The sequence below is a fragment of the Ruegeria sp. AL7 genome (assembly GCF_056536105.1).
Genome location: NZ_JBQFJF010000002.1, coordinates 176,434 through 192,196, shown reverse-complemented (window position 1 = coordinate 192,196; position 15,763 = coordinate 176,434). Strand labels below are relative to the sequence as shown.

Here is a 15,763-nt window from a genome sequence, read left to right as displayed (position 1 = left end):
CTTCTCCCTGTTGAATTTGGAAACACCGGCGTTTTTCACCGGTTTGTTTGTTATTTTGCGTATCGTGACGGCGCGTAGACGCTCATGTCGACATTTGGCGTTCTGCCCGCAATCATCTGCGCCAGAAGGCGCCCGGTTTTTGGCCCGCCTGTCAGGCCGATATGGTGATGACCAAAGCCCATGTAGGCCCCTTTGATACCGGGCACATCGCCAATGACCGGGATCGAGTCAGCCGGGGCGGGCCTGTGCCCCATCCATTCCACTTCCTCCTTCCATGTCACGCCCGGGAACGCCGCCCGGGCATTTTTGCGCATCAACTCGAACGGAGCGCGCGAGGGCGGCGCATCCAGCCCTCCGAACTCAACAATGCCCGCCAAGCGTATGCGCCCATCCATCGGTGTCGCAACGAACTTGCCCGAGACAACCATAACCGGGCTGCGCGGCATCGCGGAAGGCTCTACCAATTCAAGATGATAACCACGTTCGCTTTCAAGAGGAACAGAAACTCCCAAGCGCTTTGCCAATGGGCCCGACCAGATCCCGGCCGTCACGACGGCTGCGTCACAAGCAATTGTCTCGCCACCGGCCCGAACACCGGTGACATGTCCGTTTTCCCGAACCACATCTTCGACATTTGCGCGTATGAAGCGACCGCCGTTCGCCTCAACATGCGCGGCAAGGTCTTTCACGTACCGGCCGGGGTCGGTGATGTGGCCATGATCCGAAAGCCGGGCGGCAAATCCGATGCCCTGACTGTAAACCGGGTCATATTCATGGAAGGCGTGACCTTCCAATTCGTCCCACTGAAACCCGTTCCTGCGCCGGATATCCCAACCAAAGGCATCTTCCTCAAAATGTTCGCGATCCCTGTAAAGAAACAGGTAATCTGAAGGAACCAGCCACTTTTCCGCCCCCGTTCCGGCCGCCAGCGCCTTGTGATCATTCAGACTGTCGCCAACGATGGATGTCAGTGCTGCGGCGATCCTCTCGACGTCGGCGGCGTTTGCATGTCTGAGGTATTTCCAAAGCCACGGAAGAAGCTTTGGTAAATACCCCCATTTCAGGAACAACGGTTGCGAGGGGCTCATCAGCATCTTCGGTGCTTTTCCCAACAATCCGGGGACTGTTACCGGTACGATCGAACACGAGGCCAATACCCCGCCATTCCCGTGCGAGGTACCTTCGGCAGGGCCTGCCTTGTCGATCAGGATCACATTGTGACCATCCCGCTGCAGCCAAACCGCAGTCGAAACGCCGACAATTCCGGCCCCTATGATGGCTATGGTTTTCTTTTCCGTCATTCTGTCACCGCCTTGGCAACCGCATAATGATTCAGTTTGGTCAGATCGGGTCTTCCGCCAAGTCCGGGGCCTTGAGGCACGCAAACCTGACCGTCCTTGACCTGAAATGGCTGCTCCAGAATGTCCTCTTTCAGGAAATAGGACGCCTGATAAAACTCACAGCCCAGAGAGATTTCCGGTGTCGCGGCAATCATGTGCGTGCCCGCCAAATGGGCCAGGCCAGCCTCGAACATGTCACCTCCATAGGCCGTCAGGCCATGGGCCGCAGCGATGCGCGCAACCGTCTGCCCGCGGGTCGGGCCGCCTGACTTCATGATCTTCACCGAAACCCCGTCGCAGATCCCTTCGCGTGCCGCGCGCTCCATGTCTTCGGGGCCAAAGACGCTTTCGTCGGCCAGAAGGGGAACATCCGTCATCTGCCGCAGCTTTGCCATCATGCCAAACTGATGGGCGCGGACAGGTTGTTCAATGAAATCCGGTTTGAACTGAGCGACGTCCCGCACCTGCGATGGCGCATCATCAATGCTGAGCCCTTGATTATAGTCCACGCGGACCGAGAGCTCCGGGTCGTTCTGGGCAAGGTACTCCAGCCGCATGATGTCGAAGGCGTGATCCTTGAACCCGGTCTTGAGTTTGACAATCCGAACACCATCCTCACGCAGGCGTGCCAATAGTTCGATGTCCTGGGCAAAGTCGGGATTTGCGATGGAACAACTCAGCGGAATGCTGTCGCGGAAGCGACCACCCAACAAGGACCAGACCGGAACACCGCTGATCCGGCCTGCCAAATCCAACAGCGCGGTTTCCAGCGCGGCCTTGGCTTCGGTGCAATGTGCCACGGCGTAAGCCGCACGTGCCATGATGGCGGCCCGATCCCCAACGCATGCCCCAAGAACGTGAGGGCGCAGATAACGGTCCAGCGCGGCAAAACTCGCTTCGGGTGTTCCGGTGAATACCGACCAGGGCGACGCCTCGCCATACCCTTGGGTGCCATCCTCGGATGTCAGGCGCAGGATGACGACTTCGCAAACGCCTTCAACCGATCCGATGCCGTGATCCCGGCGGGATGTGACCGGCAGTTCAAGATGCCACAGGTCATAACCGATGATTTTCTGTGCCAGATTGCTCATTTCGCCCCCTGTCGATGGGGAAAGCCTGCCTTGACCGGACTATCATTTCAAATACTATATTTTCGTAAGTTCATCAGAAAAAGTGATGTGATCATCGTTGTCCCTGCGCTTTCGCCAACTTCAGGCTTTTCATGCCATAATGGAAACCGGAACTGTGACCGGCGCGGCCTCGGTTCTTGGGATATCGCAACCCGGCATCAGCAACCTTCTGGCACAGCTTGAACGCGAAGCGCGTCTGCCTCTGTTTGAACGGACAAAAGGCCGATTGCTGCCAACCCCTGAGGCCGAGATGCTATTTCGCGAGGTCGACACGGTCGTGCGCGGGCTGGACCACGTGGCGCAGGCCGTGACCGATTTGCAAAACAAACATCCCGGACAGTTGCAGGTTGCCGCGCCGCACCTGTTGTCCTTTGGTTTCATGCCCCGCGAGATCGCGCGGTTTGCCAAAACGCGCCCCAACCTGTCTGTCAGCTTTCAGTCGCAATATTCATCCAAGATTCAGGAATGGGTCATCTCGGGCCTGTTTGAAATCGGTATTGTCGAGATGCCCATTCTGCATGACACACTGAACTATCAGGAGTTTCAGTTTGAAACGCTCGCGACTTTTCCTGAGGGCAGTCCCTTGGCCGAGCACGACGTTCTGACGCCAGAGATATTGGAAAACGAACCCTTCATCGTAATGGGGCCGGAACATCAGACCCATCGCCGGACCCGCGACATCTTTCAGACATCCGGTCACACATGGCGCACCCAGATACACACCCATCTTTCCGAAAACCTGCTGAGCTTTGTAAAACAGGGTATGGGGGTCGCGATGATCGACCCCTTTACCGTGACCTTTGACGACGAGAGCGGGTATCTGACCCGCCCATTTGCGCCGCCAGTCATGCTGGATCTTGCGATCATCACGGCAAAGGGACGCCCTCTGTCCACGATTGCGCAGGAATTTCTGGCCCAGTTGACCCCGTCAATTGCCGCTTACGCGACCCATTCCGAGACCGGTGCGGCCGCTTCGTGAAGCGGCTGTGAGTGAATGTCGACAAGTGTTGGGCCGTCATGCTCAATCGCCTGTTTCAGCACGCGCGTCAGATCCTCGGGGTCTTTGACGGTCCAGGATTTGACGCCAAAGGCCGCCGCAACAGCGGCGTGGTCTGTCCGGTTGAAATCAACATTGTAATAGCGCTGACCAAATCCCGCTTTCTGGCCAGCCTTGATCCATCCGAAGACTGAGTTCGAGAAGACGATCGAAGTGATTGGCATATTGTGCCGGACCATCGTTTCAAACTCGCCGCAGGTGAACCCGAACGAGCCATCGCCCATGACCGACAGGGTTTTAACCGATGGCCGCCCGACATGTGCCCCCATGGCCGCGCCCAGCGAATACCCCAGCGCCCCATGTGCCCGGTTGGTGATGAAATGGCGCCCCGGTTTCCGCCAGCGGTAATATGCGCTGAAATAGGGGCAGGGGGTGCCGGGGTCAGCGACCACAATCGAGTCGTCATCCAGAATGTCCATCAAGGACGCCATGACAGCCTCGGGCCGGATCGGCGTCTCGCGACTTGCGGCCAGCGGGGCGAACGCGGTCCTCTTGGCCTCCCAAGCGGCGCGGGCTTTGGCTGCTCCGCCTTGGCTGGTCAGGTCCTGCCGGTTTTCCAGTGCCAGCGCCAAAGCCTCCAGCGCCAGACGGGCATCAGCGCAGATAGCCACTTCGGTCTGGTAATTGGCGCCGATCACCATCGGATCGCTGTCGATATGGATGATCGTGGTGCTGCGCCCGGGGCTTCGCCACCGTTCCGTTGTGACCGAACCGGCGCGGCAGCCAATGAACAAAACGACATCGGCCTGATCCACGACTGCGCGGGTTGCCGGGATGCCCCCGTTCGACCCGACAACGCCCAGGGCAAGCGGGTCGGTCTCGGCAATGGACCCCTGACCCGACACGGTCGTGGCCACGGGCATGTCCAGCAGGCCTGCAACCCGGCGCAGCGCATCGGTCGCCCGGGACAAAACCGGCCCGCCACCACAGACCGCAACCGCGGATTTGGCCCCTGCAAGAATGGCAGCCGCTGCTTCGATGGCGTCCGGGTCAGGTGCGGCCCGTTCAGCGGGATAGCTGCGGTGCCTGTCATCCGCCCAGATTTCAGCCTCGTCTACCTGCCCCTTCTGCGTGTCAAACGGCAGCGCCAGATGCGTCGCACCGGGCGTGCCGGTCGTCATCGCCCTGAAGGCGGCCCGAACCATGGCCGGAAGCCGCGCTGCGTCGTCGAGGGATGTGTTCCATTTGGCCAGAGGCCGGAACAGCGCAGGCTGATCCAGTTCGGTCAACGGGTATTTACCGCGGCTGGTCGTCGCCACATCCGACGTGATTGCCAATATCGGAACCGAGCTTTCGTTGGCCTCGACCACTCCGGGCAAGATATAGGTCGCACCACCGCCGGACGGGCCCTCGCACACGCCGGGCTTGCCGGTGACGCGGGCATAGCCATCCGCCATATAGGCCGCGTGCCGTTCATCCCGTGTCAGAATGTGCTGAATGCCGTGATCCATCCGGGCAAGGGCATCATAAAAGGGCAAAGTGGTATCGCCGCACAGGCCAAACATATGCGTCACACCATGCGCTTCCAGCATACGCACCATGGCTTCGGCTCCGGTCAGAAAATTTGTCCCTGTCATGGTTGCGAGTCCCTTGTGTTAAAACTGTACTCAGGCCTGTATACAGTTTTGTATATTGATTTCAAGCTCAGCGTGTGGCACCTGTGATTCAAACGAAGAAGGGCAGGGGTAATGGCGGGTCCGCGCGTCGATGATATCTATGATCAGGTCAAGGCGATGGCGGTTTCGTTTCGCCTGCGCCCCGGCGACCGCCTGAACGAAGTGGCGTTGTCCAGGGATCTGGGCGTCAGCCGCACCCCGCTGCGCGAGGCGTTGAACCGTCTGGTTGCCGAACGGCTTTTCGACTTCCGCCCCGGACAAGGCTTTTTCTGCCGCCCGCTGGACGCGCAAAGCGTGTTCGACCTGTTCGAACTGCGCCAGATCATCGAAACAGCGGCGGCGCGTGCGGCCTGTGCCAAGGCATCGGACCACGACCTGCAATTGCTGCGGGACGAGCTTTACGCAACGGGCATCGACATCACCGGTCTGACTGTCGAAGAAGCCGTCAACCGGGATGAGGCGTTTCATTTGGGTATCGCGAAGCTGTCGGGAAACATGGAACTGCTGCAAACCCTGGCGCGGATCAACGACCGTATCCGCTATATCCGTTGGATTTCCATGAGCCTGGACCGCGTGCAACGCTCAAAGGACGAACACAAACGCGTCATGCAGGCTTTGATGGACCGGAACGCGGATGAGGCGGCACGGGTTCTGGCTGCACATATCTCCAAGCGTATGGATCAGGTGCAGGATGCCGTGCGTCACGGGATTTCGAACATCTACATGGAAGGGTCGGACGATATTTCGACCCGTATCATCGAGGAGGTTGAGGGATGATCGCGCAGGGCGGCAAATCCATCTACGGCGCGTCTGTCGGCATTCTGATGCTGGATGCCCGCTTTCCCCGCATTCCCGGCGATATGGGCAACGCGCAGACCTGGCCCTTTCCGGTTCACTACCGCATTGTGCGCGATGCCTCGCCGGATCGGGTGGTACGGCACAAAGCCGAAGGCATGCTCGACGTGTTCATCGACGCGGCGCAGGAGCTTGTCAAAGATGGTGTGGACGGGATTACCACCAATTGCGGGTTTCTGTCGCTGTTCCAAAAAGAGCTGGCCCAGGCGGTCCCGGTTCCGGTGGCCACATCGTCCCTGATGCAGGTTGAAATGGTCAACCGCATCCTGCCGGCGGGAAAACGCGCCGGGGTTCTGACCATATCAGCCTCCACTCTGACCCAAGATCACTTGCTGGCCGCCAATGTTCCATTGGACACGCCTATCGGCACAACCGAAGGCGGGGCGGAGTTCACCCGCGCAATCCTTGGAAATGAGCTTGGTCTTGATGTGGAAAAGGCCCGCAAAGACAATGTCGAAGCCGCAATGGCCCTGACATCGGAACACACCGATCTTGGCGCGATCGTGCTGGAATGCACGAATATGTGCCCCTACGCGCCCGATATTCAGCGCGCCACAGGGCTGCCCGTGTTTTCTATCGTGTCTTTCGTGAAGTGGTTTCAGGCCGGTCTTGTTCCGCCCACCTACTAGACAAGTGACACGGGCGCTCTGACTGACCCGCCCTAAGATGTCACAGGTTCAGGTCGCCTTGTACCGAGTTCCGGATCACCCGCTCGGCATTCGGAATGTCGTTTGAAAGCGCCCGCTCTCTTGCGGACTGTTTGTCCAGCCCAAACCCAACCCAACGGTCGGTGAGCCGGGTTTCCAGTGTAGCAAGATCGACGCCCAGAAACACCTTGAGCGCCCATAAGGGATGAAGGCCCACCCAGCCCGGTTCATCCAGCAAAAGGTAATTGCCTTCAACCAGAATGACCCGCTGATCAGGCGAGATCATTGATCGGGCAGCGATCGCCAGATCAAGCTTTCGGTCGAAGCCCGGAATTGCAACTTCATCTTCGGTGCGCAAACGCACAAGCAAGGCATGAAGCCCGGCAAGATCGAAGGTTTCCGGCGCGCCCTTGCGGGCGAAAAGCCCGCGTTCCTTCAGGATCGCGTTGTCAAAGTGAAAACCGTCCATTGGCACAAGCCCTGCTGACACGCCGCGCCGGTTCAGCTTGGCCGTGGCAAGGCTGGCAACGGTGCTTTTCCCGGATCCGGGCGGGCCCGCAATCGCGACAAGTTGCCGGTGTCGGGCCGGCGGCAGCGCCTCAACGGCGTCGACGATGCTGTCGGCCAGAACGTCAGGGGCGGTGCCGCCACCGGTCATGCAGCCTGATCCTCGGGCGGTGCGTCCTTGGCCCCGGTCATGAATGCTACGGCGTCGGACATCGAATAGTCCTTGGGGTCAATCACACACAGGCGTTTTCCCAGCCTGTGCACGTGAATCCGGTCTGCGACTTCGAATACATGAGGCATGTTGTGGCTGATCAGGATGATCGGAATGCCGCGTGATTTCACATCCTGGATCAGTTCAAGGACCCTGCGGCTTTCCTTGACACCCAGTGCTGCTGTCGGTTCGTCCAGAATGATGACCTTGGACCCGAACGCCGCTGCACGTGCCACGGCAACGCCCTGACGTTGTCCACCCGACAGGGTTTCGACGGCCTGATTGATATTCTGGATGGTCATCAGACCCAGTTCGCTCAGCTTTTCGCGGGCGAACTTTTCCATCGCCGGACGGTCTAGCATTCGAAGCCACGACCCGAGCGGCCCCTTTCGCCGAATTTCTCGCCCCATAAACATATTGTCCGCAATCGACAGGGCAGGGGACATGGCAAGCGTCTGGTAGACGGTTTCAATACCGGCTTCACGCGCGTCGATTGGTGAATGGAAATTCACCTTTTGACCTTCAAGCCAGACATCGCCTTCGTCTGGCGTCACTGCGCCGGACACTGCCTTGATCAGCGTCGACTTACCCGCGCCATTGTCGCCGATCACCGCCAGAATCTCACCCGGCATCAGGTCAAAATCGCAGTGATCCAGCGCAGTCACCTTGCCGTAGCGTTTCACAAGGTTCCGTCCTTTGAGAATGGGTTCCATCAGGCTGCTACCTTTCTGATCCACTGGTCGACCGCGACCGCTGCGATGATAAGGATGCCGATCAGCAGGAACGTCCATTGTGCATCCGCGCCCAGCAACCGCAGCCCAAGCGTAAAGACACCCACGATCAGGGCACCAAACAGGGACCCCAGAATAGACCCGCGTCCGCCAAACAGCGATATCCCTCCGATCACGACCGCGGTAATGCTTTCGATATTGGCCAGCTGGCCCGAGGTTGGCGAAACCGACCCGATCCGGCCAATCAGGGCCCAGCCCGCAAAGGCGCAGATCAGCCCGGACAGCATGTAGACGGATATCAGCGTGCGGTGCACGTTGACACCAGACAGTTCTGCCGCTTCGGGGTCATCTCCGACGGCATAAACATGCCTGCCCCAGGCCGTGTGCCGCAACGCGTATGCAAGGACGAGGATCAGCGCCAGCATGAAGACCACCCCGACGGTAAACACCGCCCCGCCCACGTTAAACTTGGCACCAAACAGTTGCAGGATGGCGGCGTGTTCCTCGATCTCCTGCGACCGGATCGTTTCGTTTTGTGAATAAAGAAAATTCGCCGCAAGAACGATCTGCCACATGCCAAGAGTGACGATGAAAGGCGGCAGCTTGATGCGACTGACCAGAAACCCGTTCAAGGCCCCGATTGCCGAGCCAACAGCAAGGCCGCACACAATCGCAACCGAAGGCGGCATTCCATAGCGGAAGGTAAACTGCCCCATCACAACCGACGACATCACCATGATGGCCCCAACACTCAGGTCGATGCCTGCGGTCAGGATCACAAGGCTTTGTGCCGCCGCCACGATCCCGACGATCTGAACCTGTTGCAGGATCAATGTCAGCGCAAAGGGCGAAAAGAACTTGGGGCCCAGCAAGACACCAAAGATGACGATGGCAGCGACAAGGACAATCAGCGGGACCAGCGACGGGTTCACATGCAGAAAATGCTGAACCGTCCCGACAAATCCGCGTTGGTGATCGTCAAACTCGGCAACTTGCTCTGGGCTGCCTTTTGCGGCGGTTTCGAAATCGTCAGCTTGTCGTGAAGAATCGGACATAGAACTTCCCCCAAAGCGTCAGGTTTATGACGACTTTAGCAAGGTTTCAGGCGTGTGGGTGGTTTTGATAAGTGGAAGGCCGCGCTGCGGCCTTCCACACGTTCAGCTTAACCCCAGCAGAGGTCCATGCCTTCCTGAACCGAGATGGACTCGACGCCGTCGGCGGCCTTATCCGTCACAAGCGCCACGCCGGTGTCAAAAAAGTCCTTACCGGGTGTGTTCTCGGGTTTCGTCCCTTCGTCCGCCCATTTCTTGACAGCCTCAACGCCCAGCGATGCCATCAGCAGCGGGTATTGCTGGGATGTTGCGCCGATGACCCCGTCCGCCACGTTCTGCACGCCAGGGCAGCCGCCATCGACGGAAACGATCAACACGTCATTTTCGCGCCCGATAGCCTTAAGCGCTTCATAAGCGCCCGCTGCCGCCGGTTCGTTGATGGTGTGCACCACGTTGATCGTCGGGTCTTTGGCCAGCAGGTTCTCCATGGCGCGACGACCGCCTTCTTCGTTGCCAGCGGTGACATCGCTACCAACAAGACGCGGGTCGTTTTCATCGCCAATCACGTTCGGATCGGCCAGATCAACACCGAACCCCTGCAGGAACCCCTGATTGCGAAGCACATCCACAGTGGGCTGGCTGACCGCAAGGTCCAACGTGGCGATTTTGGCGTCGTTTGCCGCATCTCCCAGAGTGGCTTTTGCCCATTGTCCGATCAGAAGCCCCGCAAGGAAATTGTCGGTGGCAAAGGTCGCGTCGGCCGAGTCGATAGGCTCAAGCGGGGTGTCCAGCGCAATCACCAGCAGCCCGGCATCGCGGGCCTGCTGCACCGCCGGAACGATGGACGACGTATCTGACGCGGTCAGCAGGATACCCTTTGCGCCATCCAGAATGCAGGTTTCGATGGCCTGAACCTGAGTTTCGTGGTCGCCGTCGACTTTGCCGGCAAAGGCCTTCAGCGTCATGCCAAGCTCTTCGGCTTTAGCGGTCGCACCCTCTCTCATTTTAACAAAGAAAGGGTTGGTATCCGTCTTGGTGATCAGGCAAACGGTTTCACCTTCGGCCATTGCACTGCTTGCCATGGCCGAAACCGCCAGCGCCGTGGCTCCTGCAAGTTTCGCAAGTTTCATCGGTAGTCCTCCCAGTTTTCCCAATGCCCGTCCGGGCATACGTCTGATCGGGCGAAAACCGGCCCGATCGAACGTGAAAACCATCACAAGATTCGAATTTTGAGTCAATAAATAAATCACTCTTATTTATTATTGACAGAAAGGAAGGGTTTCAACATTGTCGTCATGAAGGGGATGGCCGTGTCTGCAATGAACTCTTTGGACAATACCACTGGCGTACGCGAGCCAGATATGCGCGGCACCAACCAAAGTGGAATGCGGGCCCGAAATGAACGGCTTGTCCTGTCACTGGTCCGGCGCCATCAGGCCCTCGCAAAATCTGAAATCGCGCGGATGACCGGGCTGTCGGCGCAGACGGTCTCGGTCATCATGCGCCAGTTGGAAACCGATGGGCTGCTTCTGCGGGGCGAACCGATCCGGGGAAAAGTCGGACAGCCCTCGGTTCCCATGCGCCTGAACCCGGATGGCGCTTATTTCTTTGGGCTCAAAGTCGGGCGGCGCAGTACCGAATTGGTGCTGACGGATTTCCTTGGCAATGTCAGGCACCGTGAGCGGCGGACTTATGATTTTCCGACGCCCGAGGCGACATTGAGCTTTTCCAAAGAAAGCCTCGACAAAGTGATGGCGTCACTGTCGCCCGAGGCGCGCAGCCGGATCGCGGGTCTTGGGATTGCGATGCCGTTCTACCTTTGGGACTGGGCGCAGACATTGCAGGTTCCGCAGGAGAAAATGGATCCGTGGCGTGACGCGGACCTGAAAGGCGCGCTGGCCGCAAGCTATGACTTGCCGGTATTCCTGCAGAACGACGCAACGGCCGCCTGCGGTGCCGAGCTGGTCTTTGGCCCGGCGGAAGGCCCACGAGATTTCCTGTATTTTTATGTGGGCTTCTTCATCGGGGGCGGGGTGGTTCTGAACGGCTCGATCTTTTCGGGGCGGGGAAACGCCGGTGCGCTTGGCCCATTGCCCGTGCCGGACGACGCAGGCGGAGTGAAACCATTGATAGATGTCGCCAGTCTTTATGTGCTGGAGCGCGCAGTTGGTGGGAATGCCGAAACAGCCGGCTCAATCTGGGAAACGACACAGCATTGGGACCTACCGGAAACCCACCTTGAGAACTGGCTGAAACAAGCGGCGCACGGGATCGCACATGCCATCGTCTCGTCTTGCAGCCTGATCGACTTCGAATCTGTCAAGATTGATGGCTGGATGCCCACAGGCATCAAGGCGCGGCTGGTGGAATTGGTCGAGGTCAAGCTATCAGACATGAACCTGACCGGGCTTGAACGGCCCTTGGTGCAGGTGGGGACGGCAGGCCCGGATGCCCGCTCATTGGGGGCGGCCAGTTTGCCATTGTCGGAAAGATACCTGCTCGAAGGGTAGGTTCATTCCCGAAAAACCCTGACCTGCATCCAAAGCGGATCCGTCGGAAAAAGGGCATCGCCCGCTAAACTTTTTGACAGCCAGCGCAATTGATCGTTGACGGATGCCGAAGAAGTCTGGCAAGCCGCTCGGCATGTCCGGTTCCGGGGCGTGCTCTGGAATCAATAGGGAATGCGGTGCGGGCTTTGGCCCAATTCCGCAACTGCACCCGCAACTGTAAGCGGCGAGCAGGGCTGAAGTGCCACTGGTGTTAATCCGGGAAGGCCAGCCCAACGCTTTGACCCGCAAGTCAGGATACCTGCCGGACATGTGCCTTTGACAAGGGCACTCCTAATCGGCGACGGGATGTGCGTCGGAGCAGGATGCTTGAAAAAGCAGCTTAGCTTGGACATCCCCGCAGTCAAAACGCATCTCGTACCGGGGTTGGTACGATGGGACAAGGACGACTATTGATGACCAAGCTGCTTTCCGCAGCCGCTGTGGCGATAGCGCTTCCAGCGGTGGCAAATGCTCATTTCCTGCTGGAATACACCGCTGACACCATGATCGACGCACCGGGGAATGTTCCGGTCAAGCTGATCTTTTGGCATCCGTTCTCGAACGGGCACGTTATGGATCTGGACAAGCCGCAGGAATTCTACGTGATCCACAACGGTCAGAAAACCGACCTGCTGGATACCCTGGAACCCGTGCGTTTCACCGGTGGCGAAAACGAAGGCGCGGCATTCAAGGGTTATGTTCCCGTCAAACGGTCGGGCGACTATGTGCTGGTGACTGTTCCCCAGCCCTATTACGAGGAATCCGAGAATATCTATATCCAGCAGATTGCCAAGGCATTCCTGAACCGCAACGAACTGCCGACCGACTGGATGAACCCGGTGGGCTTGCCGGTTGAGATCATCCCGCTCAACAAACCAACCAACATCATCGCGGGTTCGACGTTTACAGGTCGGGTTATGGCCGAAGGCCAACCGGTTGCGGGTGCCGAGATCGAGATCGAGTACATGGCCGCAGAACCGGACATGGAAAGCGCGGCCGCTTCCGCCCCGTCGGTCTCGCCGATGCCGGGTGGTGCATTGGTCGCAATTTCGGATGATAACGGGTATTTCACGTTCGGCGTTCCAAAAGCCGGATATTGGGGATTTGCCGCACTCGGCGCCGGTCCCGTGACCGAACACAACGGCAAAGAACTCAGCCAGGACGCGGTGATCTGGATCCGCGCCTGGGATTTGGAGTAACCGTAGATGCACATCGTTGACGGAGCCTTGTCCAACCCTGTCGTGATCGGCGGTGCAGTCGCTGCTGCGGGTGGAATTGCCATGGGCCTCAGGTCGCTGGATCTTGATCGCATCCCCACTGCGGGAGTGCTGTCTGCCAGCTTTTTCGTGGCATCGCTGATTCATGTGCCGATTGGCCCTTCGTCAGTGCATCTGATCCTCAACGGAATGGCCGGGCTTTTGTTGGGCTGGGCCGCATTCCCGGCCCTGTTCGTCGGGCTTTTGCTGCAGGCCGTCTTCTTTGGCTTTGGCGGGTTGACGGTATTGGGGATCAACACCCTGAACATCGCGTTGCCCGCGGTTTTGGCCGGGCTGATCTTTGGCCGCCTGATCGCCCATGGCTCACCTCTGCAAGGTGCGATATGGGGCGGGGTCGGCGGTGCCTTTGCCATCGCCGCTACAACCGGCATGGTTGCGTTTTCACTGGCCTTGTCCGGGGATGCATTCCTGCCAGCGGCCAAGCTTGTTTTCTTTGCACATATTCCTGTCATGGCGATTGAGGCGATCCTGACCGGGTTCGCGGTTTTGCTGGCGCGCAAGGTCAAGCCCGAGCTGTTTGTCAAAGGAGCGGCCGCGTGAGGTACCTGGCGATCATTCTGGCGCTGTGCTGCGCACCCGCACCTGCCTTGGCGCATAAGGTCATAGCCGGAGTGTTTGAATCCGGTGACGCCATCGAAGGCGAAATCGGCTTTTCCAATGGTGACATGGCAAGCGGGGCCGAGGTCATCGTCAACGGCCCGGACGGAGCCGAGCTGGGCCGTATCGTAACAGATGCAGACGGGTTCTTTATCTACACGCCAAACGCGCCGGTGGCCCATACTTTCTTTGCAAACCTTGGTGCCGGGCATGTGGCCGAGGTCACCATGCCCGCTGCGGATGTCGCCCGGATCATGGGCGTTGAAGCGGAACCCGACACCGCGCCGACAAACGCACCTGCCCAGACAGCGGCGGTGCTCAGCGATGAACAACAACAGGTCATTGCCAGGGCCGTGCGGGATGAGCTGCGCCCGCTGCGTCGGGAAATAGCGGCTTACCGCGAACAAAATGACCTGCAAACTGTTCTGGGTGGGATCGGATATATCGTCGGTCTGTTTGGTCTGGGCTTTTACTTTGCGGCACGCCGCAAGCTGGCGGCCTGATGGCGCACGTTCTGGGGCAACAGGAAAGCACGCTGATCAAAGCGGGCGCGCAGCGGCGCGGCGCGATCAACCCGCTTGATCCAAGGATGCGGATCGTCATGGCGGTTGTCTTCGCGGTGGTGACTGTCGCGGTGTCCTCGCTGACAGCGCTGTGCGCGGCTTTGGCGGTGTCCCTTTCGCTTCTTGCCGCGTCGCGTCTGCCCTGGCGGAAAACGTTGAAACGCATGGCCATGATGGATGGGTTCATCCTTTTCATGCTGGTGCTGTTGCCATTCTCCATGCCCGGCGACCCGATGTTCACGCTCTGGGGGTTTCCCGCAAGCTGGCAGGGTTTCTGGAAAGCGGTCGAGATCGCCTTGACGGCCAACGCGGTCATCCTGTCCCTGATGGTGCTGGTCGGCACGATGGAGCCGGTCACGCTTGGCCACGCCCTGCACCGCCTGCGCTGCCCCGAAAAGCTGGTTCACCTTCTGATGTTCACCATCCGCTATATCGAGGTTCTGCGGGAAGAATACCTGCGCCTGCGCGCGGCCATGAAGGTACGCGGTTTTCGCCCGGCAACAAACTGGCACACCTATCGTAGTTTTGGCTATCTCGTGGGCATGATGCTGGTGCGCGCGATCGAAAGATCCGAACGCATACTTGATGCGATGAAATGCCGGGGGTTTTCAGGCCGTATGCTGCTGCTTCAGGACTTTGCCCTGACCCGAAGGGACATCGTTTTTGCCGCAGGTCTTGGTGCCCTTTGCGCGGGTCTGATCATACTGGATTTGGCATGACACTGATTGCGCTTGAAGATATCTGCTTTGCCTACCCTGGTCAGCCACCCGTTCTGGACGGTGCCAGCCTCAGCCTGTCCGCCGGTCAACGCCTGTCGCTGACGGGTCCGAACGGGGCGGGAAAATCGACCTTGCTGCGCATCACGCTTGGCTTGCAGCGCCCACGGTCCGGCACGGTCACGATCTTTGGTCAGCAAAGGGTGCAAGAGGCCGATTTTCACGACGTACGCCGCCGGGTGGGGCTTGTGTTTCAGGATGCGGATGATCAACTGTTCTGCCCGACCGTCGCCGAGGATATCGCCTTTGGCCCGCTCAACCTGGGCAGAACGCGCGACGAAGCGCTTGCTATCGTTGAAAACGTATTGAGTGATCTGGACCTGATGCATCTGAAGAACCGCATCACCCACAAATTGTCAGGGGGTGAAAAACGGCTGGTTACGCTGGCGACCGTTCTGGCGATGGAGCCCGAGGTTCTGCTGCTTGATGAACCCACCAACGCGCTGGACCCACGGAACGAGGCCCGGCTGCTGGAAATCCTCCGGGAATTGCCGCAAGCGATCCTTCTTGTCAGCCATTCCCCGGCCTTCCGTGCTGAACTGGCACCGGATGCGCTGGATTTGCGAGACGGAAAACTGGTTGCTGTCTGACAGGACCAATCCGGGTTCAGCCCTGCCGCTTCCGGCTCATAAGCCCATATCTGACCGCCCATGCCCGAAACGACAGGCGTCTGCGCCGGTCCTGTTTCACCGGGTGTTTTGATTGCGCGCCACCTTTTCGGTTGAACTCGAAAACGTCGATGATGCGCTCGGCGCAACCGCAGGCTTCGCCCATGCCAACTTTGGCAAAGTAGAATTTTTCGAAACGTTCCGGGTTTTGCATAGCGCCCCTCCTGTTCAAGCGTAACCCCAAAAA

The 15,763-nt window shown here is 58.9% G+C and carries 17 protein-coding genes and 1 riboswitch; of the genes, 9 read left to right on the top strand and 8 right to left on the bottom strand.

Going from position 1 to position 15,763, the window contains the following annotated elements; all coding sequences use genetic code 11:
• Positions 1–50: 50 nt before the first annotated feature.
• Positions 51–1,301 (bottom strand): NAD(P)/FAD-dependent oxidoreductase, encoded by a 1,251-nt coding sequence (locus tag ACR3E2_RS18085; RefSeq protein WP_480484888.1) that lies wholly within the window; start codon positions 1,299–1,301, stop codon positions 51–53.
• Positions 1,298–2,431: an enolase C-terminal domain-like protein gene (locus ACR3E2_RS18080; protein ID WP_480484887.1), complete on the bottom strand. Its 1,134-nt coding sequence runs from the start codon at positions 2,429–2,431 to the stop codon at positions 1,298–1,300. The genes ACR3E2_RS18085 and ACR3E2_RS18080 overlap by 4 nt, the downstream gene beginning before the upstream one ends.
• Positions 2,432–2,528: 97 nt before the next feature.
• Here ACR3E2_RS18080 and ACR3E2_RS18075 point away from each other — a divergent pair, with 97 nt between their 5' ends.
• Complete coding sequence (locus ACR3E2_RS18075) at positions 2,529–3,449, top strand: LysR family transcriptional regulator (RefSeq protein WP_480484886.1); 921 nt, start codon at positions 2,529–2,531, stop codon at positions 3,447–3,449.
• On the opposite strand, the gene ACR3E2_RS18070 is transcribed toward ACR3E2_RS18075, so the two are convergent.
• Entirely contained in the window at positions 3,410–5,104 is a 1,695-nt protein-coding gene (locus ACR3E2_RS18070; RefSeq protein ID WP_480484885.1) for a thiamine pyrophosphate-binding protein, read from the bottom strand. The genes ACR3E2_RS18075 and ACR3E2_RS18070 overlap by 40 nt on opposite strands.
• Before the next feature lie 111 nt (positions 5,105–5,215).
• Here ACR3E2_RS18070 and ACR3E2_RS18065 point away from each other — a divergent pair, with 111 nt between their 5' ends.
• Together ACR3E2_RS18065 and ACR3E2_RS18060 are read left to right on the top strand one after the other, a co-directional pair.
• Positions 5,216–5,920 (top strand): GntR family transcriptional regulator, encoded by a 705-nt coding sequence (locus ACR3E2_RS18065; protein ID WP_480484884.1) that lies wholly within the window; start codon positions 5,216–5,218, stop codon positions 5,918–5,920.
• Entirely contained in the window at positions 5,917–6,627 is a 711-nt protein-coding gene (locus ACR3E2_RS18060; RefSeq protein ID WP_480484883.1) for an aspartate/glutamate racemase family protein, read from the top strand. Before ACR3E2_RS18065 ends, ACR3E2_RS18060 begins: the two co-directional genes overlap by 4 nt.
• A gap of 40 nt (positions 6,628–6,667) precedes the next feature.
• On the opposite strand, the gene ACR3E2_RS18055 is transcribed toward ACR3E2_RS18060, so the two are convergent.
• From ACR3E2_RS18055 to ACR3E2_RS18040, 4 genes are all read right to left on the bottom strand, one after another.
• Positions 6,668–7,303: a nucleoside/nucleotide kinase family protein gene (locus ACR3E2_RS18055; protein ID WP_480484882.1), complete on the bottom strand. Its 636-nt coding sequence runs from the start codon at positions 7,301–7,303 to the stop codon at positions 6,668–6,670.
• Positions 7,300–8,076, bottom strand: coding sequence for an ATP-binding cassette domain-containing protein (locus ACR3E2_RS18050; RefSeq protein ID WP_480484881.1), 777 nt, complete (start codon positions 8,074–8,076; stop codon positions 7,300–7,302). The genes ACR3E2_RS18055 and ACR3E2_RS18050 overlap by 4 nt, the downstream gene beginning before the upstream one ends.
• Positions 8,076–9,149, bottom strand: coding sequence for an ABC transporter permease (locus tag ACR3E2_RS18045; protein ID WP_209508213.1), 1,074 nt, complete (start codon positions 9,147–9,149; stop codon positions 8,076–8,078). The genes ACR3E2_RS18050 and ACR3E2_RS18045 overlap by 1 nt, the downstream gene beginning before the upstream one ends.
• 107 nt (positions 9,150–9,256) lie before the next feature.
• Positions 9,257–10,276: a substrate-binding domain-containing protein gene (locus ACR3E2_RS18040; protein ID WP_480484880.1), complete on the bottom strand. Its 1,020-nt coding sequence runs from the start codon at positions 10,274–10,276 to the stop codon at positions 9,257–9,259.
• Between the two features lie 189 nt (positions 10,277–10,465).
• Between ACR3E2_RS18040 and ACR3E2_RS18035 the strand changes: the two genes are divergently transcribed.
• The 6 genes from ACR3E2_RS18035 to ACR3E2_RS18010 all read left to right on the top strand — a co-directional run bounded on the left by ACR3E2_RS18035 (position 10,466) and on the right by ACR3E2_RS18010 (position 15,498).
• Entirely contained in the window at positions 10,466–11,656 is a 1,191-nt protein-coding gene (locus tag ACR3E2_RS18035) for an ROK family transcriptional regulator (RefSeq protein ID WP_480484894.1), read from the top strand.
• Positions 11,657–11,777: 121 nt separating this feature from the next.
• A riboswitch (cobalamin riboswitch) is annotated at positions 11,778–11,976 on the top strand.
• 132 nt (positions 11,977–12,108) lie between these two features.
• Positions 12,109–12,894 carry a DUF4198 domain-containing protein gene (locus ACR3E2_RS18030; protein WP_480484879.1) on the top strand — a complete coding sequence of 262 codons (786 nt, stop codon included), beginning with the start codon at positions 12,109–12,111 and terminating at the stop codon, positions 12,892–12,894.
• A gap of 6 nt (positions 12,895–12,900) precedes the next feature.
• Positions 12,901–13,512, top strand: a complete 612-nt coding sequence (cbiM, locus tag ACR3E2_RS18025; RefSeq protein WP_480484878.1) for a cobalt transporter CbiM — start codon at positions 12,901–12,903, stop codon at positions 13,510–13,512.
• A complete protein-coding gene (locus ACR3E2_RS18020) occupies positions 13,509–14,072 on the top strand; it encodes a cobalt ABC transporter permease (RefSeq protein ID WP_480484877.1) in 564 nt (187 codons plus the stop codon). The genes cbiM and ACR3E2_RS18020 overlap by 4 nt, the downstream gene beginning before the upstream one ends.
• Positions 14,072–14,851, top strand: a complete 780-nt coding sequence (gene cbiQ, locus ACR3E2_RS18015; protein WP_480484876.1) for a cobalt ECF transporter T component CbiQ — start codon at positions 14,072–14,074, stop codon at positions 14,849–14,851. Before ACR3E2_RS18020 ends, cbiQ begins: the two co-directional genes overlap by 1 nt.
• The gene (locus tag ACR3E2_RS18010; RefSeq protein WP_480484875.1) at positions 14,848–15,498 is read left to right on the top strand and encodes an energy-coupling factor ABC transporter ATP-binding protein; all 651 of its coding nucleotides are present in this window, start codon (positions 14,848–14,850) and stop codon (positions 15,496–15,498) included. The genes cbiQ and ACR3E2_RS18010 overlap by 4 nt, the downstream gene beginning before the upstream one ends.
• A 16-nt stretch (positions 15,499–15,514) precedes the next feature.
• Here the strand turns inward: ACR3E2_RS18010 and ACR3E2_RS18005 are convergent, their stop codons facing one another.
• Entirely contained in the window at positions 15,515–15,730 is a 216-nt protein-coding gene (locus ACR3E2_RS18005) for a hypothetical protein (protein WP_480484874.1), read from the bottom strand.
• Between the last annotated feature and the right edge of the window lie 33 nt (positions 15,731–15,763).

Excerpts from the sequence above, each read along its gene's own strand:
- ACR3E2_RS18085 (WP_480484888.1), bottom strand. The coding sequence starts at position 1,301 with ATGACGGAAAAGAAAACCATAGCCATCATAGGGGCCGGAATTGTCGGC.
- ACR3E2_RS18080 (WP_480484887.1), bottom strand. The coding sequence starts at position 2,431 with ATGAGCAATCTGGCACAGAAAATCATCGGTTATGACCTGTGGCATCTT.
- ACR3E2_RS18070 (WP_480484885.1), bottom strand. The coding sequence starts at position 5,104 with ATGACAGGGACAAATTTTCTGACCGGAGCCGAAGCCATGGTGCGTATG.
- ACR3E2_RS18065 (WP_480484884.1), top strand. The coding sequence starts at position 5,216 with ATGGCGGGTCCGCGCGTCGATGATATCTATGATCAGGTCAAGGCGATG.
- ACR3E2_RS18060 (WP_480484883.1), top strand. The coding sequence starts at position 5,917 with ATGATCGCGCAGGGCGGCAAATCCATCTACGGCGCGTCTGTCGGCATT.
- ACR3E2_RS18055 (WP_480484882.1), bottom strand. The coding sequence starts at position 7,303 with ATGACCGGTGGCGGCACCGCCCCTGACGTTCTGGCCGACAGCATCGTC.
- ACR3E2_RS18050 (WP_480484881.1), bottom strand. The coding sequence starts at position 8,076 with ATGGAACCCATTCTCAAAGGACGGAACCTTGTGAAACGCTACGGCAAG.
- ACR3E2_RS18045 (WP_209508213.1), bottom strand. The coding sequence starts at position 9,149 with ATGTCCGATTCTTCACGACAAGCTGACGATTTCGAAACCGCCGCAAAA.
- ACR3E2_RS18040 (WP_480484880.1), bottom strand. The coding sequence starts at position 10,276 with ATGAAACTTGCGAAACTTGCAGGAGCCACGGCGCTGGCGGTTTCGGCC.
- ACR3E2_RS18035 (WP_480484894.1), top strand. The coding sequence starts at position 10,466 with ATGAACTCTTTGGACAATACCACTGGCGTACGCGAGCCAGATATGCGC.
- ACR3E2_RS18030 (WP_480484879.1), top strand. The coding sequence starts at position 12,109 with ATGACCAAGCTGCTTTCCGCAGCCGCTGTGGCGATAGCGCTTCCAGCG.
- cbiM (WP_480484878.1), top strand. The coding sequence starts at position 12,901 with ATGCACATCGTTGACGGAGCCTTGTCCAACCCTGTCGTGATCGGCGGT.
- cbiQ (WP_480484876.1), top strand. The coding sequence starts at position 14,072 with ATGGCGCACGTTCTGGGGCAACAGGAAAGCACGCTGATCAAAGCGGGC.
- ACR3E2_RS18010 (WP_480484875.1), top strand. The coding sequence starts at position 14,848 with ATGACACTGATTGCGCTTGAAGATATCTGCTTTGCCTACCCTGGTCAG.
- ACR3E2_RS18005 (WP_480484874.1), bottom strand. The coding sequence starts at position 15,730 with ATGCAAAACCCGGAACGTTTCGAAAAATTCTACTTTGCCAAAGTTGGC.